Below are 20,672 nucleotides of genomic sequence, written 5' to 3'. Positions count from 1 at the left end.
TCAGAACGTGGCGTCGAGCACCACGTCGTTGGCGGCGCCCACGCCCACGGCGACTTGGTAGGCGGACACGCGACGCTCGAAGAAGTTGGTGAGCTCCTGCACGTCCTGCAGGTCCATGAAGGACAGCGGGTTCTTCGTGCGGAACACCGGCGTCAACCCCAGCATCTGGAGCCGCTGGTCCGCTGTGTACTCCAGGTAGCCGCGCATCTCCTGCACCGACAGGCCCGCGACACCGCCGCTCAGAAGGTCCTGGGCGAACTGCGTCTCGCACTCCACCGCCTCGCGCAGCATCGCCTCCACGTCGCGCTCCATCTTCGCGTCGAAGAGGTCCGGCTCTTCCTTTCGAGCCACCTGGATGCACTCGTAGGCGAAGGCCATGTGCGCGCTCTCGTCGCGGAACACCCAGTTCGTCCCGGCGGCGAGCCCGTTGAGCAGGCCCTTGCTGCGCAGGAAGTAGACGTAGGCGAAGGCCGCGAAGAAGAAGAGGCCCTCGATGCAGCCCGCGAAGCAGATGAGGTTGAGCAGGAAGGCGCGACGGTCCTCCTTCGTCTTCAGCTCGTTCAGCCCGTTGACGCTGTCCATCCACTTCATGCAGAAGCGCGCCTTGCGCTGGATGGAGGGGATGTTGTCGATGGCGGCGAACGCCTTGGCGCGCTCGGCCTGGTCCGGCACGTACGTGTCCAGCAGCGTCAGGTAGAACTGGACGTGCAGCGCCTCCTCGTAGAGCTGCCGCGACAGGTACATCCGCGCCTCGGGGGCGTTGATGTGCTTGTAGAGGTTCAGCACCAGGTTGTTGCCGACGATGCTGTCGCCCGTCGCGAAGAAGGCCACCAGGCGGTGGATGAGATGTCTTTCCGCATCCGTCATCTTCGAGCGGAGGTCCACGAGGTCCGTGGAGAAGTCGACCTCTTCGACAGTCCAGGTGTTCTTGATGGCGTTCCGATACATCTCGAAGAAGACCGGGTATGCCATCGGGCGCAGCGTCAGGTTCAGTCCGGGTTCCAGCAGCATGGGCGCGATCCATACCACGCTCGCGAACCCGTCAAGGTGACTCGCGCGGCGATACGCTTTTACGTTCGCTCACGTCTCAACAGCCCGGAAAAAAAGCAAAGCGAGCACGCGTTTTCACGCGTGCTCGCCAGGACGAAAAAATCAGTGAAACAGGAGTTCTTTACTGACAGGCCTCGCACGCTTCCGGGTTTTCCAGCGAGCACGCCACGGCCTCGGCGTCCGTCACCGCGGAGGCGGACGCGACGGGGGCGGGAGCGGACTGCGCGGGGGCCGTCGCGGTGCTGTTGCCCACCGTCGCCTTGGCGATGCGCGTGGCCGGACGTGAGCGCATGTAATACGTCGTCTTCAGCCCCTTCTGCCATGCGTAGAAGTACATGGAGGAGAGCTTGCCGATGTTCGGCGTCTCCACGAAGAGGTTGAGCGACTGGCTCTGGTCGATGAAGGCGCCGCGGTCGGCCGCCATGTCGATGAGCGAGCGCATGGGCAACTCCCACGCGGTCCGGTAGATGGCGCGCAGGTTCTCCGGCAGCTCGGTCAGGTCCTGGATGCTGCCTTCCGCCATCTTGATGCGATTGCGCACGCCCTCGTTCCAGATGCCAATCGCCTGGAGGTCTCTCACCAGGTAGCGGTTCACCTGGAGGAAGTCACCCGACAGCGTCTCGCGCTTGAACAGGTTGGACACCTGCGGCTCGATGCACTCGTAGCAGCCGGCGATGGACGCAATCGTCGCGGTGGGGGCAATCGCAATCATCAGCGAGTTGCGCAGGCCGTGCTTCACGATGCGAGCGCGCAGCGCGTCCCAACGCGCCGTGTCCTCCGGCGTCACGCCCCAGCTTTCGAACTGGAGCTCGCCCTTCGCCGCCCGGGTCTCCGGGAAGGAAGGATGCGCGCCGAACTGCTCGGCCATCTCGCACGACGTGGTCAGCGCCGCGAAGTAGATCTCCTCCGAAATCTTCCGCGACAGCGCGCGGGCCTCGGGCGCGTCGAACGGCAGCCGGAGCTGGAAGAAGACATCCTGCAGGCCCATCAGGCCCAGGCCCACCGGACGCCAGCGGCGGTTGGAGTCCGCCGCCGTGGGGATGGGGTAGAAGTTGAGGTCGATGACCCGGTCCAACTGCTTCATCGCGAGCTGGGCGTTGGCGCGCAGGCGGTCGAAGTCAAACTTCCCGTCCGCCACCATGCGGCCCAGGTTCAGCGAGCCCAGGTTGCACACCGCCGTCTCACCCTGGCTCGTCACCTCCAGGATTTCGGTGCACAGGTTGGACAGGTGGATGACGTTGCCGGGCAGGCCCGTCTGGTTGCTCTTGCGGTTGCTGATGTCCTTGAAGGTCATCCAGCCGTTGCCCGTCTGCGCCAGCGTCTTCATCATCTTGGCGTAGAGGTCACGCGCCTTCACCTTGCGCATGGCCAGCCCGGCGCCTTCCGCCTCGACGTAGGCCTTCTCGAACGCGTCGCCGAACAAGTCGGTCAGGTGCGGCACCGTCTTCGGGTCGAACAGGCTCCAGTCGCCCTCCGACTCCACGCGCTTCATGAACAGGTCCGGCACCCAGTTGGCCAGGTTCAGGTTGTGGGTGCGGCGCGCATCGTCACCGGTGTTCTCGCGCAGCTCGAGGAAGTCCTCGATGTCCGCGTGCCACGTCTCCAGGTACACGCAGCACGCGCCCTTGCGCTTGCCGCCCTGGTTCACCGCGGCGACGGACGCGTCCAGCGTCTTCAGCCAGGGGACGATGCCGTTGGAGTGGCCGTTGGTGGAGCGGATGAGCGAGCCGCGCGCACGAACGCGGTGGTAGCCCACGCCGATGCCACCGGAGAACTTGGACAGCATCGCGATGTCCGAATACTTCCGGTAGATGGCGTCGAGCTCGTCCGTCGGCGAGTCCAGCAGGAAGCAGCTGGAGAGCTGCTCGTGGCGGGTGCCCGAGTTGAAGAGGGTGGGGGAGCTGGGCAGGTACTCCAGGGAGCTGAACAGCCGGTACATCTCGATGGCCTCCTTCGCGTTGTCACCGCTCAGGGCGCACGCGACGCGGAGGAAGAACTCCTGCGGCGTCTCCAGCACTTCGCGCGTCTGCGGGTTCTTCAGCAGATAGCGGTCATAGACGGTGCGCAGGCCGAAGTACTCGAACAGGTCGTTGCGCGACGGGTCGATGGCCGCGTTGAGCTTGCGCGCGTTGGCCTGGACGAACTGGAGCAGCCGGTCCGCGATGAGGCCGTGTTTGTGGCCGGCGGCGACCGACTGGCTGAAGGAGTGGATGTCCTGGTTGCTGACCTCCTTCTGGATGAAGGTGGCCAGGAGGCGCGCGGACAGGCGGGCGTACTCGGGCTCCTCGACGATGAGGGCGGCGGCGGTCTGGATGGAGAGGCTGTCCAGCTCGCGCGTCGTCGCGCCGTCGTAGAGGCCGGAGATGGTCTTCGTGGCCACGCGCATGACGTCCACGCGCGACAGCCCCATGCAGCTCTTGCCCACCGCGCGGACAATCTTGTTCAGGTCCACCGGCTCGGCCGTGCCGTTGCGCTTGCGCACGCGCATGGTGGTGGGGGCGAACTCGCTCTGCGTGGGCTCGGCCACGGGCGTCACGCTCGCTGTCGTCGGCCCGGGTTGGGCGTGGGTGGCGGGCGGGACATGCATGGGCGCGGGGGCGGGCTTCACGGGCGTTTCGAAGTTCACGAGCGGCTCACTCCAAACGAGGGCAATGGCGTGGCCACGAGGGCAAGCGGAGAGCTTGCCCTGGGATGGGTTCCCGGGCCACAAGAATACTGAACTTTTGGGCAGGTATCAGGCTCTCGCGGATACGCGCGAGGTGGGTCTCAAGGAGAGCCCGAGGCACAGGGGGCAAGCGTGGCTTAACAATGTACGTATGTCTGCCACAACCCCTCCTGCACCTCTGGATGGCGCCTCACCGGACGGTGGGGCGTCGTCGACCGGGCACAAGGTATTGGGGGCTCCCGTTGGTGTCAACGCGAGATCTAGTGCCTGAGTAGGTCCGTCCTTTGCAATCTATGATCGATCTCCAACGCCCCACGTCACGTTCTGCTCACAACACTGCGTGACAGAATGGACGACACTCCGTACGTGGGGGCTGGAATCGAACCTGGGAGGATGGACGCGCCGGACCCTGCTCAGGGAGTCGTGCCCGAATCCATCCCCGAATCCACCGGGGGCGTCGGCGTGGCACCCTCTGTGGGGGCCTCCGGCGAGGTCGGTGTAGGGACAGGTGGGGGCGACTGGACGGGGGGCGCGGGAGGCGTCTCACGAGGCGTCTCCTGGGGTCCACTCAACGTGTGGACGGCGCGGCGGAGGGCCTCCTCGAGCTCGCGGGCGGGGGGCGAGACGGTGGAGAGCATCTGGTTGGCGCTGCGCGCGTGGCGGCTCTGGCTCTCCGCGGCGAGCTTGAGCTGGACCAGGGCGTCGCCGACCAGCCTCCGGGCATCCTCGAGCTTCTGGCGGGCCTGGAAGTAGGCCACCTCGGTCATGAGCTTCTGGAGGGTGAGGCGCTGCTCCTCGGTGACTCCGGCGAGCTTCTCCGCGCGGCGCAGGTAGTACAGGCCCTGCTCCACCTTGGGGGGCTCCTCGGAGGCGATGCGGGGACGGGCCATGGACTCCAGGAGGGGGAACAGGGCCCGGTCCAGCTCGTCACGCTCGGTGAAGCTGCGCAGGATGAGGGAGCCGACGTCCTGGCCCTCCAGGGGGATGGGGGCGTAGGCGTCCGCCAGCCGGGGGTCTCCGGGCCGGTAGGGGACGGCGCCCATGGGGGCCATGCGGCCCTTCATCACCACGAGCTGGCCGTCCACGGGGGCCAGGGTGAAGGTGCGCGAGTTGAGCTGGGACAGGAGGAAGACGACTCCGCCGCCCAGTCCGAGAATGAGGAAGAAGACGAGCAGCCTGATGAAGGTCCGCCGTGCCCGATAGCCAAAGCCCTGCTGTGCCGATCCGTTCATGTCGCCTGCTCTCCTGACGTCCGGGCGCCGGGCTGATTTCGGTCCCTGGCGCTTTCCTTGGGGCGCGGAGGCCCACGGCTATACTCCCACCCCCGAACACACCCATGCATCACACATTCCGTCGCATGGGGCCCAGTGAACTGCTGCCCCGCTACATTTTCGCCGAGAGCCTCTTCGCGCGCCGCCGCGTTCTGGAGGTCGACGCGGTGGCCTCCACCGCTGGAGAGAGCGCGCGTTTCCTGCTGGAGCGGGGAGCGCGGGCTGTCGTCGCCTGTGACGAGGACCTCAAGGCGGTCCAGGCCGCGCAGAAGGCGCACGGTGGGCCCACGCTGCGTTTCCGCGCCAACATCTACGACGACTTCGAGCCGGGAAGCTTCGATGTCGTGCTCGTGGCGGACCTGGCGCCGTACGTCCGGGCCCCGGAGCTGCTGGCGGAGCTGGCGCGGCTGGTCGCGAAGCAGGGCTTCCTGGTGGGAGGGCTGCGCAACGTCGCGGGGCTCGCGCTGCCGCAGCTCATGGAGGCGGAGGAGGGTGGCGCGCCGCCCACGTATGGTCTGCTGCTGGATGCGCTCAACGTGCACTTCCCACATGTGGAGGTGGCCACGCAGTCGCCGGTGCTGGGCTACCAGCTCGCCTTCGAGCGCGGCGAGGGGCTCCAGGTGGACGGCTCGCTCGTGCAGAACGGCGAGGCGGCGTACTTCCTGGTCGTCGCCGGACAGGAGCCCGCGCGTTCGGTGGACCCCACGTGGGTGCAGCTGCCGCCGGAGCCGCTCGCCTTCACCCGGGGCAAGCTGGACGAAGTGGTGGCGCGCGCGAAGTCCTGGGAGGAGCGCAGCACGCGGCTGAAGGAGTCGCTGACGCGGCTGCGCACGGAGCTGACGGACCGGGAGGCGGAGGTCGCCGCGCTCAAGCCCGTGTTGGAGGTGACTCGGGACGAGGTGGCGCGGCTCACCGCGCAGCTCGAGCAGGCGCGGGGCACGCCGGAATCGCAGCGCGAGCGCGACGACCTGACGGGACGGCTGCGACGGCGTGAGCTGGAGCTCCAGGTCGCGCACGAGCGGCTGGGAGATGCGGACCGCCGGTTGACGGCGCAGCGCCTGGAGGTCGAGGCCGCGCAGCGCGTGCAGGCAGAGGCCGGAGTCCAGGTGCTCGCGGGCCAGGAGACGCTCCGGCTGGAGCGTGCGCGCCGCGAGGAGTTGGCCACATCCCTGGAGGAAGCCCGGGAGCGGCTGACGCAGGCCTATACCCAGGTGCGCGAGCTTCAGGATGAGCTGACCACGCTGCGCATCGACCGGGAGAAGGACCGGTTGTTGGCGGAGCGCGCCGGGGAGCAGTCCGAGGACCGGCGTCGCGCGGCGGATGCGGCCCGGGAGCGGGAGCTGCGCATCGCCGAGCAGTACTCGGCGGCCCTGGCGGCGGTGGAGCATCTGAAGGGTGGGACGACCCGCGCGGAGGAGTTCGCGCGTGAGGCCGCGGCGGCCCTGTCCCTGAAGGAAGCGGAGCTGGCGCGCGCGGCTCGCGAGCTGACGGAGGCGTCCCTGCGCGTGGCGTCGGCCGAGGGTGCTCGACGCGACGCGGAGGAACAGCTGGCGGCGCTCCAGGCCGAGGGGCGCGGTCAGGAGACGGAGCTGGTCGCCGCGCGTGAGCGTGAAGCTCGGTTGCGGAGCGAACTGGAGACGCTCACCGAGGGTGAGGCGTCCGCTCGTGCCACCGCGCGGAAGCTGGAGGAGTCACTCCACGAGGCCAGCCAGCGCATCACGGAGCTGGAGGCGGAACGTGCTCGCGTCGAAGCGGGGCTGACGGGGGCTCTGGAGACAGAGCGCTCCGGGCTCCAGTCCCGGCTGACGGCGCTCGAGGGCGTGCTCGCGTCGGAGCGGGCTCGGGCGGAGGCGCTCGCGGAGGAGGCTCGCACCGAGGCCGCCATTCGCGCGGAGACGGAGGCGCGCAAGCTTGAGTTGGAGGAGGAGCGCCAGGCGCTGGTCCGGCGCGTGGTGGAGCTGGAGGCGGAGGTCTCCACGCTGAGTCGGTCCCGTCGCGAGGAGTCGGCGCGCGCGGAGGAGCTGGAACTCACGCTCCAGTCCGTGCAGTCGGACCTGGAGACGGCGCATCAGGAGCGGGACTCCACGGCGGCCCTGGCCTCTCGCGTGGGCGGAGAGCTGGACCAGGAGCGGGAGTCGCGCGCCGCTGTCGAGGATGCTCTGCGGATATCGCGGGGCAAGCTGGAGAGCGCGGCTCAGCGGCTCGTCGAGGCCGAGGCCACGCTGGCGCGGACTCGCGAGGCGGTGGACGCGGAGGTGGCGCGCCGCGCCGCGCTGGAGACTTCGCTGGCGGAGATCCAGGCCACGCTGGAGGCCGAGCGCGATGGTCGCGTGAAGTCGGGCTCCGCGCTGGAGACCCTGCGCGCGGAGCTGGAGGCGGAGCAGGCGCGTCGGGAGTCCACGGAGTTGGCGCTCGCGGAGGCCCAGTCGGGACTGGCCGAGGCACGACAGGCGCTCACCCAGTCGAAGGAGGCACTGGACGCGGAGACGGAGCGACGTGCTCGCTGGGAAGCGGTGCTCGCGGACGTGCAGGTCCAGCTCCAGGAGGAACTCCAGCGACGCACGCGCGCCGAGGAGGCGCTGGCGGAGGCGCGAGGACAGCTTCATGGCGAAGGTCAGCAGCGGACCCATGTCGAAGGCACCCTGGCTGAAGCCCAGGCTCGCCTCCAGGCCGAGGCCGAGCGGCGGGGCCGCGCAGAAGCGACGCTGACGGAGGCGCAGGAGCGCTTCGAGGTTGCACTGGCCACTGCCCAGGCCCGTATCCAGGAAGAGACCGAGGCGAAGGCGCGCGTCGAAGCGACGCTGGCTGAAGCCGAGGCTCGCATCCAGCAAGAGGCCGAGGCGAAGGCTCGCGTCGAGAAGGCATTGGCGGAGGTCCAGGCTCGGAGCGCGTCTGAGGCCGAGGCGAGGGCGCGTCTCGAGTCGGCGCTGGCCGAGGCCCAGGCTCGGAGCGAGTCTGAAGCCGAGGTGAAGGCGCGTGTCGAGTCGGCATGGGCCGAGGCCCAGGCTCGGAACGAGTCGGAAGCCGAGGCGAGGGAGCGTGTCGAGTCTGCGCTGGCCGAGGCGCAAGCCCGGAGCGAGTCGGAGACCGAAGCGAGGGCGCGTCTCGAGACGGCGCTGGTCGAGGCCCAGGGACTCCTCCAGGAAGAGACCCAGGCACGGGCGCGCGTCGAGACGGCGCTGACCGAGGCTCGGAGCCGTGGTCACGAGGACGGCGAGGAGAAGGCTCGCGTCGAGACGGAGCTGGCCGAGGCCCGGACCCAGCTTCAGCGTGAGGCCGAACAGCGGTCTCTCGCCGACGCGGCAGTGGCCGAGGCCGAGGCACGCCTGTTGGCGGAGACCGAAGAGAAGGCTCGTGTCGAAGCCGCACTGAGCGAGGCTCGAGCGCGCCTCGCGGAAATCGAGGCGCTGCGGACACGCGCCGATGAGGCACTGTCGGAGACCCAGCTTCGACTCCAGTCGGAATCGGAGCAACGCGCGAGGACTGACGCAGCCCTGGCGGAGGCCCGCGAGGCGCTGGCCACGGAGCGCGAGTCCTGGGGGCAGGGTGAGGTTCAAGCCCAGGCCTCGTTGGCGGAAGCACGCCAGTCCCTCGCTTCCGAGCGTGCGGCGCGTGAAGCACTGGCCGCGGAGCTGACCGACGCCCGAGCGCGAGTCTCCGACGCGGACGAGGTCGTCACCCGACTCCAGTCGGAGCTTGTCTCGGAGCGCGACGGTCGGGCTCGAGTCGAGACCTCGCTGACGGCGGAGCGAGAGGCGCTGAGTGCGGCTCGCGCGGAGCTGGAGACCGAACGTCAGGAACGCAGCGATGGCCAGGCCGGACTCGCACGTGTTCATGAGCGATTGGAGGGAGAGCAGCGCGCGCGTGCCGAGGTCGAAGCCTCGTTGGCTCAGACCCGAGACGCGCTGGCGACGGAACAGCAGGGCGCGGAAGCGGCTCGTGCCGAGCTGGCCCGTGAGCGCGAGGCCCTGGCGCAGGTGCGTGCCGAGCTGGCGGCCCGAGAGCAGGCCCTGACAGAAGTGCGCGAGACCTCCGAGTCCCGCGAGCAGGCGCTGCGCGCCAGCGTGGAGCGACTGGAGGGAGAACGCGCCCAGGCCGAGGACTCGGCGCGGGAGCTGAAGTCGACCCTGGATGCGCGGCTGTCCGAAGCGGAGTCCATGGGGGCGAGACTGGCGTCCGTGGAGCAGTCGCTGAGCGAGGCGGAGTCGGCGAAGCGCACGGTGGACGCGACCCTCTCCGAGCGGGAGTGGGCCCTGCAAGAGCTCCAGGCCCAGGCGACTCGACTCACCGAGACCGCCACGGCGCGCGAGGTGGAGTTGGGTGAGCTTCGCGAACAGCTTGGGACGCTAGAGGCCACGGAGACCGCGCTGGAGGCCACGCGCCAGGAAGTGCTGGACCTGCGAGGCGAGCTGACCCACCTGATGGCGGCGCGGCAGGAAGTGATGCGCCTGGGGATGGAACTCCAGCGCGCCATGGCCGCGCTGCACGACAGGGGAATGCACCTCTCCCGGCTCGACGCGGAGCTGGTGGACGCACGGGAACGGCTGGTCGCCCAGCGCGAGAACGCCGAGCTGCTCATGGTGCAGCTCGAGACGGCGCGGCGCTTCGCGGGGAAGGCCACCGCGATGGAGAACTCGCTCGAAAGCGAGCGCGCCTCGCTGGAGAGCACGCGTGCCGACCTGGAGGCCGCGCGGTCTGAGCTGGCGCGAGTCACCGAGTCGGCGCGGGCCGAACAGGAGCGGTCCACGACCCTGGATGTGCGACTGACGGAGGCCACCGAAGCACTGGGACAGGCCCGGGCGGACTGGGAGGTCCGGCTCGCCGACTTCACCGCGCAGCTTGAACATCAGCGCTCCGAGCTGGAGTCCAATCGCACGGAGAAGTCCGAGCTGGAAGCGCGCCTCTCGGAGAGCCTGTCGCAGCTGGAGGCGCAGCGGTCGGCGCTGGCCGCGCTGGAGGCCCGGCTCACCGAGTCGGACTCGCTGCTCCAGGCACACCGTGAGGACCAGTCCGCGCTGGAAGCCCGGCTCACGGAGTTCAGCACCCGGCTCGATGAGCAGCGCGTCGAGCGTGCGGACCTGGAGTCGAAGCTCACCGAGAGCGTGTCGCAGCTCCAGGCCCAGCACTCCGTGCGCACGGACCTGGAGTCGAAGCTCACGGAAACGGTGGCGCGGCTCGAGGCTCAGCACTCCGTGCGCACGGACCTGGAGTCGAAGCTCAACGAGCGCATGTCGCGACTCGACGCACAGCGCGCCGAACATGCGGACCTGGAATCGAAGCTCACGGAGACGGTGGCCCTGCTGGACGCTCAGCGCACGGACAGCGCCGACCTGGAATCGCGGCTCGCGGACACGGTGGCCCTGCTCGACGCCGAGCGCACGGACAAGTCCGAGCTGGGCGCGCGGCTCGCGGAGTCCTCCGCTCAGCTCGACGCCCACCGCACGGACAGGACCGAGCTGGAGTCTCGGCTCACCGACGCCGAGGCACGCCGCGCCGAGCTGGAAGCCCAATTCTCCGACCTCCAGGCTCGTGCTCAATCCATGCGCGAGGAACACGGCGCCAGGCTCGTCGAGGCCACCACGGACTTCGAGGCCCGGCGCACCGAACTCGAAGCCCGCCTGTCCGACCTGGAATCCTCCACGACGGAGAGCGCCACCGCGCTCCAGTCCTTGCAAGACCGCCTGACCCGCGCCGAGTCGGAGCGTGAGCGACTCCAGTCGGATCTGACTGTCGCTCGGGCCGCCCGGGTCCGGCTGGAAGGCCGCATCACCGCCCTGGAGACAGCTTCCACGGATGCGGTGCGCCTGCTCGACACCGAGCGCGCCGAGCGCACCCGCGTCTCCGAGTCGTTGGAAGAAGCCCGACGCCAGCTCGCGCACCGTGACGGCACCACGTCCGACCGTCTCACCACGCTGCGGACCGAGCTGACGCGCCTCCAGGAGCAGGCGCAGGCCCTGACGACGGAGAAGCAGGACCTCCTGAAGGATCGCTTCGAGCGGGAGCGCCTGGAGCCGCTCGTGAAGGAGCAGCAGGCCCGACTCACCGCCCTGGAGGCCGAGCGCAACGAACTGCTCAAGGCCACCGAGGAGCTCAAGGCCGCCTCGCAGACGGACGCCGTCCTGGAGATGGCCGCGGAGATGGAGCAGCTCCAGTCGGAGGTCGACTCGCTCCAGGAGAAGCTCCAGGCCCAGGAGACGGAGCTGGGCACCCTGCGCCGTCAGGTGGCCCGAGCCGGGGCCAACCCCGTCCAGGACATCTACGAGCGCGCCAACGCGGAGCTCAACGCGGTGAAGAGCGAGCTGTCCCGGCGCACGGGCGTGGCGCTGACCCCGCCCGGTGGCACGCCCGTCCGGGCCCCCACCATCCCTCAGGCCAAGCCCCCGCGCACCGCCGTGCCCGCGCTCGACATGCCCGACCCTCCACCTCCGACAAAGAAGGCGGACGAGCGCGAGTGACGTTCCACGGCTAGGATTCCCTCCGTGGACGTTCGCGAGCGCATCTTCAAGTACCAGGGGCTGGGCAACGACTTCGTGGTCCTGGACCGTCGCCGGTCAGGCGTGGACATCGACGCGGAGACCTCGCGTTGGATGTGCGACCGCCGGCTCGGCATCGGCGCCGACGGAGTCCTCGCGCTGCTCCCCTCCGAGCACGGCCTGGCCCGGATGGTCGTTCACAACGCCGATGGCAGCATCGCGGAGATGTGCGGCAACGGCCTGCGCTGCGCGGTGAAGTACCTGGTCGACCAGTCCGGCGACAACCCGGGCCGCATCGACGTGGAGACAGGCGCCGGAGTGCTCACCTGCATGCCCGGCTACGGTGACGGCGGGGTGGTCGCGGTGGACATTTCCATGGGGCCAGCACGGCTCGTGGCCCCCAACCTCCCGTCGGGTGTCACCGGGCGTGCGTTCCTGGACACGCCGCTGCCGGGGCACCCCGAGCTTCGCGCGTCCGCGGTGAGCATGGGCAATCCCCACCTGGTCCTCCTGGACCAGCCGCTGGAGGACGCGCCTCGACTGGGGCCGGTGCTGGAGCGGCACCCTGACTTCCGGGACCGTACCAACGTCGAGTTCGTCCGGGTGGAGGAGGACGGCCTCACCGTCGTCGTGTGGGAGCGGGGCTGTGGGCTGACCCAGGCGTGTGGCACGGGGGCCTGTGCCTCGGCGGTGGCGGCGGTGCTGGCGGGGCGGTTGCCCTCGGACACCTGGCTGCGCGTCACCCTTCCGGGAGGCAACCTGCGCATCCGCGTGCCCGCCGACCTGTCCGACATCCGCCTCCGTGGTCCTGTCGCCTTCGTCTTCGAGGGCGTTGTCGCGCTTGCTGGGGGCCGGTAACCTCCGACCTCCCCCTTCGCACCCGGGTCAGACAGCGCGTGGCCGGTCCCATTCTCGTCGTCGACGACGACCTGTTCTTCCGCCAGCTCGCCAGCGACATGCTGTCCCGTCATGGGCACCGCGTAGTCTCTGTGGAGAACGGCACGCTGGCGCTCGAGGAGGCGGCTCGCACGCCCTTCGACCTGGTCATCACCGACGTGGTGATGCCGGGCGTCGACGGCTTCGCACTCACCGCGCGCCTTCGCGAGAGAGACCCGGACCAGGAGGTCATCCTGGTCAGCCATCGCACCGACGTGAAGGGCTCGGAGATGGCCCTGCGCTCGGGCGCGGCGGACTGTCTGGCCAAGCCCGTGGAGGAAGCGGACCTGGTGCTCGCGGTGGACCGCGCCCTGGAGCGCGCCGCCCTGCGCCGCGAGCGCACCCAGCTGCGCGACGAGAACATCGAGTTCGCCCGCTTCCACAACCTGCACCAGCGCTGCCTGGAGCTCATCTCCCAGTCTGATTTGGAGTGGCTCCAGGAGCGCATCATCTCGGAGCTGTCCGCGGTGTGCGACGCGCAGAGCGCCGCGCTGTGGGTGCTGGACGACCGGGGAGACCTGGTGCTGCGTGCGTACCGGGGGCTGCTCGACAAGCAGTTCCTCGCGGAGAAGATGAGCCCGGAAGGGCCGCTGGCGGGGCGCCTGCGGGACGCGCAGCCATGGTTCGCGCGGGATGAGCGCTCCGCGGTGCTGTACGTGCCGCTGATGGTCTCCGGCGAAATCGTCGGCCTCGCGCAGCTGTCGGACCCGCTGGCCGGTGACTTCCGCGCCGAGCATTCGAGGGACGCCCGCGTGCTCGCGGACTTCGCCGCCGTGGGCGTGAAGAACGGCCGGCGGATGATGGCGCTCCAGCGCCTGGGCCTGAGAGACCGCGAGACGGCGGCCTACAACCTCAGCTACTTCACCGACTACGCGTCGAAGGAAATCTACAAGGCGCGGCGGTATGGGCGGACGTTCTCGCTGCTGACCTTCTCCATCGACAACCTGCCGCTGGTGCGCGTGCGCCAGGGCGCGGCGGACGCGAAGAAGGCGGTGCGCGGCATCATCCGCGCGCTGAGCAAGATCATCCGCGACTCGGACGTCATCGCGAAGGCGAGCGACCAGGAGTTCTATCTCCTGTTGCCGGAGACGGACTTCTTCGGCGCGATGATGTTCGTGCGTCGCGCGGTGGCGGCGGTGCGCGAGGAGCCTGAAGTCCAGGACGTGGAGTCCCGCCTGCCGCTGGCCCTGGTGGGCGGAGCCAGCACCTTCCCCAAGGACGGGGAGGACTTCGACGAGCTGGTGCACCGCTGCCGTCGCCGCATGGACGAGCGCCGCGCGTCGCTCCAGCGGCGGCTGATGCTGGACGGGCTGCCGTTCTGGGACGAGGTGGACCTGCTCTTGGGCACGCCCAACAGTCCCAGACTGCCCGTGGACGAGCGCGCCGAGCCGAGCCGCCGGGGCAAGGTCGCGGATGTCCTCTTCGACGAACTCCAGGCGGAGATCGCGCGCGAGCTCACCCGAGACCCGGGCACGCGCGGCCTTCTGTACGTGGGCGGGCCGGAGATTCGCGCGGACCTGCCCATCGCGGCCGGGCTGGAGTCGGCGCCGCCGGACCTGTCCTCGCGCATCTACCTGCTGGGGCGCCGGGTGGACCTCGAGTCGCATCCCGCGCTGACGCCCGTGTTCCTGGAGGGCGACGAGCGCGTGTCCCGGCATGAGTTCATCCTCTGGCTGTCGGAGAGCGCGGCCTACGCGCTCATCCAGCGGCGGGGGCGGGGCGCGACGTGGGGCTTCCACACCTCGGACACCGCCGTGGTGGACGGGCTCATCTCCAAGCTGCAGGCCGAATACGACCTGCAGCCCTACTGACACGAAGCGGAGCGACCCATGGCCCAGGTCCGGAAGATCCTCATCGCCGACCCCGACCTTGAGTCCGTGCGCGCGCTGTCCCGCGAGCTGCGCACCAAGGGCTATCAGGTTCACTACGCGCCGGATGGCTCCCGGGCGCTGGAGGTGGCGGTGCTGCGCCACCCGGACCTCACGCTGTTCGATGAGAACTGCCGGCTGCTGGAGGCGCGCACCTTCATCCAGATTCTGCGCACCAACCCGCGCACCGAGGACATCCCGGTGGTGCTCACCACGTCGAGCTTCGACGGGGACCGGTATCGCGGCCTGCGGGATGGCTACCTGCGCAAGCCCTTCAACCTGGACGAAGTGCTCAGCCGCATCGAGCACATCTTCCGGCGCAACGAGGCGGCCAAGGACCTCAAGGTCGAGCAGCAGGAAATCGAAGGCTCCCTCAGCCAGCTCAGCATCCCGGACCTGATGCAGTTGCTCGGGATGAACCGGCGCAGCGGGAAGCTCTCGCTGGAGCGGGGCAACGAGCGCGGCGAAATCCACGTGGTGGAGGGCCGCCCGGTGAATTCGAAGCTGGGGCGGGTGGAAGGTGAGAAGGCGCTGTTCCGCCTGCTGGCCTGGGGCGATGGGACCTTCACGTTCTCCCCCGGCGCCAGCGCGGCGAAGGCTCGCATCAACCGCGCCATGGACGACGCGCTGCTGGAAGGCATGCGCCAGTCGGACGAGGTGAATCGCCTGATGCCGGGTCTGCCGCCGCGCCACACGCGGCTGATGCTGGCGCCGGACGTGGAGCTGCAACAGGACCAGCACCCGGTGACGGCGCAGGTGGTGGACCTGCTGCGCCAGCCGCGCGCGCTGGGCGAGGTGCTGGACCTGGCGCCCGCCACGGACCTGGAAGTGCTGGGGGTGCTGTCCACCCTGATGCAGCGGGGCGTGGCGAGGCCGGCGGACGTACACGGCATGGACGCGAACGCCAACGAGCTGCTGGGCGCCGCGGAGGTGCATGCCCTGCGAGGCCGCATCCTCCGGACCAAGGCTCCGTCGAGGGTGGCGACCGCCAAGATTTTCGTCTGCGGCAGCGGCTCGTCGGCGGCGCGGCGGGTGATGGCCCGCGTGCCGGGCCTGGAGGCCTTGTCCGCGGAGCCCACGGCCGTGAAGAGCGGCTTCGGGACACTGGGGCGACTGGTGCTCAGCGAGGTGCTGCGGCTGGACTTCTGCACGCTGCCTCCGGCCGAGGCGGCACGGCCCCTGTGGCGCCCCTTCAGCGCGGGCGCGGTGGGCGCGTTGCTGCTGGACGTGTCGGAGCCGGCGGTGGGACTGGCGCACTATCTGGCGTGGGAGGCGCGGATGCCGATTGTCGTCGTGGGCGCGGAGGTGCCCGCGGCGCTCCAGGGCGCCCCCGCCGGGGCGCTGAGCGTGGTGGACGACCTGGGCGAGGCGCTGAGGTCGCTGCTCGTGCAGGCCCTCAACCCCGCGCCCATGCTGCCCGGCGTGCCCCAGGTGCAGCGGGCCAGCGCCTTTGTCGCGTAGTCGCTGCTAGGCAGCGGGCGCGGCGGGCCTGGCCTCGATGCCGAGCGCCTCGTTCGCGAAGCGGTACATCCGGGCCCGGAGTTGGTCCAGCGCCGCGAGGGTGTTTCGGCCGCCGCGGTTGGCCTCGTCCTCCAGCTTGTCCTTGCAGCGCAGGTCGACGCAGAGGCTGATGCCCACGCGGCGCTTGCTGTTCACGTCGGTGGTGAGCAGGTCCACCGCGTGCGACGAGCCGTAGTTGTGGCACCACTCGCACATGCGGGCGACATCGAGACCTCCTCCGGTATCGCGCCGGAAGATGATGCCGATGGGCTGGTGGCTGCCGGGCGCGGAGAAGACCAGGTACACGCGCGCGCCGGACGTCTCCGTCCAGGCCAGGTAGTCACGCACGAACAAGGGGAAGGTGAGACCCGGCGGCATTTCCATGACGCGGCGGTCTCTCGGACGAAAGGACTGGATGAGGTCCCGGTCGGTTTCGAATCGGAACACGGCTGCTCCTTGGAGAACGTCTCGACCTAACAGCCAGCGGCCCCCGATTCTACCCAAACCCACCAGGAAGCCAGGCCCCTCGTCCCCTGGTCGCCAGGGGAGAAGGGGCCCCGTCCCACGCGACTGTGCATGCCATTGCACACGGCGAGTCGCGTCATCTGGGTCCATTCGCACGTCGTTTCACCGGCTGACCCGCGCGTGACATGGCGATGGGAGAACCATGGCGCTTCATCCGGCACAGGGCCGGACACACCCCACCTCGTAGGAGCCCCTCTCAATGGAACGAGTCGCACCGCCGTCGAGCAAGGAGCTCATTGCCCGGACACGTCCCTTCGCCATGCAGGATGTGGCGCGTTCGGGTTGGAACCTGGCGGCCACCTATGCCGCGCTCGCCGCGGCCGTGACGCTGGCGGTGGCCGCGCCCTGGTGGCCCCTGCGCGTCGTGGGCGGCGTGCTGGAGGCGCTCGTCCTCATCCGCGCGTTCATCCTCTTCCATGACGCCATGCACGGGGCGCTGCTGCCCTCGTCGCGCTGGGCGAAGGTCCTCTTCCAGGTGCAGGGCATCCTGACGCTCACACCCGCGCGCATCTGGAACGACACGCACAACCACCACCATGCGAACACGGCGCGCATCGCCGCGGACTCCGCGGGCACGTTCGCGACGTGGACCACCGAGCAGTGGCGCAAGGCGTCCGGCTGGCAGCGGCTGGGCTATGCGGTGGAGCGCCACCCGGTGACCATCCTGTTCGGCTACGTCACCGCGTTCCTCATCAGCCTGTGCCTGGTGCCCTTCGTGAAGGACCCGAAGCGTTACTGGACCTCCGGGCTCGCGCTCGGCGTGCACGTGGCCCTGTCCGTGGCGCTCTGGGTTTTCTTCGGCCCCGCCGTGTACCTGTTCGCCTTCGTGGGCCCGCTGCTCCTCGCCTACGCGCTGGGCACGTACCTGTTCTATTCGCAGCACAACTTCGACGAGGTCCGCATCCTGCCGGAGGGGCAGTGGACCCACGCGGATGCCGCGCTGGAGGCCTCCAGCTACCTGCGCTGCGGCAAGGTGATGGCGTGGTTCACCGGCAACATCGGCTACCACCACGTGCACCACCTGAACCCGCGCATCCCGTTCTATCGACTCCCGGAGGCGATGGCGGCCATCCCCGAGCTGCAGAACCCCCACGTCACGACGCTGAGCCCGCGCGACATCGTCCACTGCCTGCGGCTGAACCTGTGGGAGCCGTCGCTCGGGCGGATGGTGCGCTACCGCGACGCCAACGTGCGCGCCTGGGCGGCGCGGGCCGACGTGCCTCCTCGGAGCGCGGTCTCCTCCGAGGGGCACGCGGTGTCGTGACGGCTCAGTTGTTGAGCATGGGCTGACCCTGGTGCGCCACCAGCAGGTCATGCATGTCGTTGGCGTGCTCCTCTTCCTTGGCGAGGATGTCCTCGAGGAGCCGCCGCGTGGTGGGGTCCTTGTCCGAGAAGTAGCGAATCAGGTCGCGGTACGTCTCGATGGCGATGCGCTCCGCGACCAGATTCTCTCGAATCATGTCCACCAGGTTCTGCCCCTCGACGTACTGACTGGAGCTGCGTGACAGCAGGCCGTCGGGGTTGAAGTCCGGGCGCCCCCCGAGCTGGTTGATGCGCTCGGCGAGCCGCAGCGCGTGCTCCTGCTCCTCGCGCGCGTGCTCCCCGAACTCCTCCTTCACCGCCTCGCTGTGGATGCCCATGGCGGAGACGTAGTGGTACGTGTAGCGCAGCACGCAGACGATTTCCGTGGCGAGCGCGTCGTTGAGCAGCTTGAGCGTCGTGTTCACATCGCCCTCGTAGTTCTCGGTGAGAGCGCCTTCCTCCAGGTGCTCACGGGCTCGACGGCGGATCTCCTGGAGGTCGCTGACGAAGGGCTGCGTCTCGGGCATGTCCTGGTCTCCTTTCGGCGAATGCGTGACAGGAAGCTGGGACCTCGGGGGCGGGGTCGACCACCCTCGCTCATGACGTCCCGGGCCCGCCCGTCCCGCCCCCCGGAAGGAGCTTTCTGTTCGCCGTGCGCGGCGTGCCCGCTACCGCGCCGCCGAGTGTGGCCCCGCGATGGGAGGCTGCCCCGTGGGCGGTGCTATCGGGCCCGTGTGGGGCACGGGTGCTCCGGTGGCGCTCGCCACCTCGTCGGGCTCGGGGCCCACGTTCCACTGGCCTGTCCGCCCTGTCACCCGCGCGCCCACCGGCTGGGTCTTCGCCACCAGCGCGGCCTCCTGGTCCGGTGGAACCAGGTAGCGGCTGACATCGGGTTGCACCAGGTCGCTCGTGGCGACGAAGGTCCAGGGGCGGCGGACGTTCATGCCTGGCAGGGGCATGGGCTGCCAACCAGCGAGGCCCTCCCCCCAGCGCCAGTCCACCCAGGAAGGGGCCCACTCGTCGTCGGGCCACCAGACCCAGCCCTCCGAGGGAGCGACGAACCACCTGCCGTAATGGAAGGGCGCCCAGCCCCAGTCCCAGTCGCTCTGGAACGTCCAACCCCAGTCGCTGAACACCCACTGGCCGGAGGTGGCGTAGGGCACGAAGTCCAGGCCCACGAGCTTCGCGTCGGGGCGCCACACCCAGCCCACCTCGGGGAGCTGGAGCCACTCGCCATGCGGCGCCATCACATCGCGGAAGATGGAGATGTTGCTGCCCAGCGTCGTGGACGTCGACTTCAGCTGGGGACCGAACTCCTCGGGCCCCATCGCGCAGCCGAGCCCCGCCAGCAGCGCGCCCGCGCTCACGCCACCCAGGCGCAGCCAGCGCCAGGTTTCATTCCAGGTGCGCATCGTCGGCCCTCCGTGATGGATATCCGTCACGCCTCAGGATGTGCCTTCTCCTTGAACGCAGAGACCCTCGGGGGCGATGCCTGGAAGGCTCGGCTGCCCAGCGCGCGCCGGCCCCCTGGTTGACTTCCTGTCACCCGGGCGAGGCAGACTGCCCTCCGTGCGCGTGAACAAGCTCCTCCTCTCCGTCGTGCTGCTGACCCCAGCGGTGGCCCTGGCGGGCATGCCCAGCTTCTTGTTCACGGAGATCGCCGAGCAGCGCTTGGAGGCCATCTCCTTCTTCATCGCCGTCTTCCTGCTCGTGTCGCTGGGCGTCTGGGGCTTGTGGAACTGGCTGCGACGGGATGTGCCCCGGTTGCCGAGGCTGAGCTACAGGGCCTCGCTCGCGCTGGTGTTCCTGGTCGGGCTGGGCCTTCAGCTCGTCCTGTCGATGATTGCCGGTGGCCGCGAGCTGATGACCCCGGGCGCCTGGGAGAAGAAGGGCGCGACCTACCAGGTCATCCCCACGCCACCCCCCTCGGACGCGGACCTGCTGGTCCAGGCGCGGCGTCAGCGTCTGGATGAGCTGCGCGTGGCGCTGTGGGCCTATGCCGCCGAACATGGGCGCGACTTTCCGAAGAGCGACCTGGGCACCGAGCTTCCCGCGGCGCGCTGGAAGGTGCTCGGGGACTCCGGCCTGCACTTCATCTACATCGGAGGGCAGAAGGCGGACGCGCCCGCGACGCCCCTGGCGTACGAGCCGGGCATCTTCGGCCGTGAGCGCTGGGTGCTCTTCACCGACGGCGACCTTCGGCGCCTCCCCGTCGAGGACATCCATCGCTCGTTCGTGGCGGAGGGCGCGCCGTGAAGTCGAAAAAGGGCGTGACCTTCCTGGGCGTCATCTTCGTGATGATGATCTTCCTGTGCATGGGGCAGGTCTGGGTCATGAAGGTGCCCTTTCTGCTCGCCTTCGGCTGGCTGTCCTTCCTCCAGCAGGTGTTGCCGGAGGTGACGTTCCGCTGGGGCGCCATCGCCGAGTTCCTGCTCGTGGCGGCGGTGCTCGCCGCGGGCTCGCATCTGTTCCTCCGGTGGTTGTGGCGTCAGCTCCACGCCGAGGCGCCAGCGGCCTCCGTGTGGCGCCCGCGCTGGAGCGTGTCGCTGCTGCTGCTCGGGGTGTTGCTCTTCGCCGCGACGATGGCCTCGGTGGGAATCGGACACCACGTGGGCTGGCTGATGTCGGGGCGCGCGCGCCTGGTGCGCAGCTCGTGGCCAGGGATGGAACCGGAGGGCACGCGGACCGCGCGCTGGCTCTGTGAAGAGGCCCGGGACCAGCTCAAGGCGGGGACACCGGACGGGCAGCTCACCCGGAAGCTGCTCGCGGATCCCTCTCTTCGCCCCATCGTGGAAGCGCAGTACGTGGTTCCGCACGTGAGCCCCGAGGGAAAGCCGGTCATCTTGGTGTTCGCGAGGGACCCACTCGTTCGCGAGCGGGATGGCGGGGTGCGCTGTGGTCCGGCATCGTTTGGCGTCGAGTCGCTCGATGCGAAGGTCCTGGCGCAGTGGCTCGCCGAACCACGCGCCGTCGCGAGCCCTACTCCCTGACGCTCGAAGTGCTTCAAGTGAAGCCGCGCGCGGAGGCCTCGTCGCGGGGGTGCTAGGCTCGCACTCCCCGTGCGGGCCTTGAAATGAAGCCC

General features: G+C 69.5%; 13 protein-coding genes. 7 read left to right on the top strand and 6 right to left on the bottom strand.

Annotation, left to right across the window (positions count from 1 at the left end):
• From HUA78_RS01340 to HUA78_RS01330, 3 genes are all read right to left on the bottom strand, one after another.
• The gene (locus HUA78_RS01340; RefSeq protein WP_141647995.1) at window positions 1-1,011 is read right to left on the bottom strand and encodes a ribonucleotide-diphosphate reductase subunit beta; all 1,011 of its coding nucleotides are present in this window, start codon (window positions 1,009-1,011) and stop codon (window positions 1-3) included.
• A 160-nt stretch (window positions 1,012-1,171) separates the two neighbouring features.
• A complete protein-coding gene (locus tag HUA78_RS01335) occupies window positions 1,172-3,676 on the bottom strand; it encodes a ribonucleoside-diphosphate reductase subunit alpha (RefSeq protein WP_174475494.1) in 2,505 nt (834 codons plus the stop codon).
• A 452-nt stretch (window positions 3,677-4,128) separates the two neighbouring features.
• Window positions 4,129-4,947 (bottom strand): IF-2 protein, encoded by an 819-nt coding sequence (locus tag HUA78_RS01330; RefSeq protein WP_174475493.1) that lies wholly within the window; start codon window positions 4,945-4,947, stop codon window positions 4,129-4,131.
• A gap of 125 nt (window positions 4,948-5,072) precedes the next feature.
• Between HUA78_RS01330 and HUA78_RS01325 the strand changes: the two genes are divergently transcribed.
• From HUA78_RS01325 to HUA78_RS01310, 4 genes are read left to right on the top strand one after another with little or no spacing between them, the layout of a single operon-like run.
• Window positions 5,073-11,441 (top strand): methyltransferase domain-containing protein, encoded by a 6,369-nt coding sequence (locus tag HUA78_RS01325; RefSeq protein ID WP_254623519.1) that lies wholly within the window; start codon window positions 5,073-5,075, stop codon window positions 11,439-11,441.
• 24 nt (window positions 11,442-11,465) lie between these two features.
• Window positions 11,466-12,317 (top strand): diaminopimelate epimerase, encoded by an 852-nt coding sequence (dapF, locus tag HUA78_RS01320; RefSeq protein WP_174467681.1) that lies wholly within the window; start codon window positions 11,466-11,468, stop codon window positions 12,315-12,317.
• Between the two features lie 38 nt (window positions 12,318-12,355).
• Complete coding sequence (locus HUA78_RS47620) at window positions 12,356-14,206, top strand: response regulator (RefSeq protein WP_141645815.1); 1,851 nt, start codon at window positions 12,356-12,358, stop codon at window positions 14,204-14,206.
• Window positions 14,207-14,224: 18 nt separating this feature from the next.
• Entirely contained in the window at window positions 14,225-15,724 is a 1,500-nt protein-coding gene (locus HUA78_RS01310; protein ID WP_174453491.1) for a DUF4388 domain-containing protein, read from the top strand.
• Between the two features lie 6 nt (window positions 15,725-15,730).
• Here the strand turns inward: HUA78_RS01310 and HUA78_RS01305 are convergent, their stop codons facing one another.
• Window positions 15,731-16,210 carry an FBP domain-containing protein gene (locus HUA78_RS01305; protein ID WP_141645813.1) on the bottom strand — a complete coding sequence of 160 codons (480 nt, stop codon included), beginning with the start codon at window positions 16,208-16,210 and terminating at the stop codon, window positions 15,731-15,733.
• 277 nt (window positions 16,211-16,487) lie between these two features.
• Here HUA78_RS01305 and HUA78_RS01300 point away from each other — a divergent pair, with 277 nt between their 5' ends.
• Entirely contained in the window at window positions 16,488-17,552 is a 1,065-nt protein-coding gene (locus HUA78_RS01300; RefSeq protein ID WP_174461247.1) for a fatty acid desaturase, read from the top strand.
• Window positions 17,553-17,556: 4 nt separating this feature from the next.
• Here the strand turns inward: HUA78_RS01300 and HUA78_RS01295 are convergent, their stop codons facing one another.
• A complete protein-coding gene (locus HUA78_RS01295) occupies window positions 17,557-18,117 on the bottom strand; it encodes a bacterioferritin (protein ID WP_174453493.1) in 561 nt (186 codons plus the stop codon).
• A 141-nt stretch (window positions 18,118-18,258) separates the two neighbouring features.
• Window positions 18,259-19,002 carry a DUF6600 domain-containing protein gene (locus HUA78_RS01290; RefSeq protein WP_141645810.1) on the bottom strand — a complete coding sequence of 248 codons (744 nt, stop codon included), beginning with the start codon at window positions 19,000-19,002 and terminating at the stop codon, window positions 18,259-18,261.
• Window positions 19,003-19,165: 163 nt separating this feature from the next.
• Here HUA78_RS01290 and HUA78_RS01285 point away from each other — a divergent pair, with 163 nt between their 5' ends.
• Window positions 19,166-19,846: a hypothetical protein gene (locus HUA78_RS01285; RefSeq protein ID WP_174467679.1), complete on the top strand. Its 681-nt coding sequence runs from the start codon at window positions 19,166-19,168 to the stop codon at window positions 19,844-19,846.
• Entirely contained in the window at window positions 19,843-20,580 is a 738-nt protein-coding gene (locus tag HUA78_RS01280) for a hypothetical protein (protein WP_174475491.1), read from the top strand. The genes HUA78_RS01285 and HUA78_RS01280 overlap by 4 nt, the downstream gene beginning before the upstream one ends.
• The last annotated feature ends 92 nt before the right edge of the window (window positions 20,581-20,672 follow it).

Source organism: Myxococcus sp. CA033 (assembly GCF_013336625.1).
GTDB classification, from domain to species: domain Bacteria; phylum Myxococcota; class Myxococcia; order Myxococcales; family Myxococcaceae; genus Myxococcus; species Myxococcus llanfairpwllgwyngyllgogerychwyrndrobwllllantysiliogogogochensis.
This window is presented reverse-complemented; position numbering and strand designations above follow the sequence as displayed.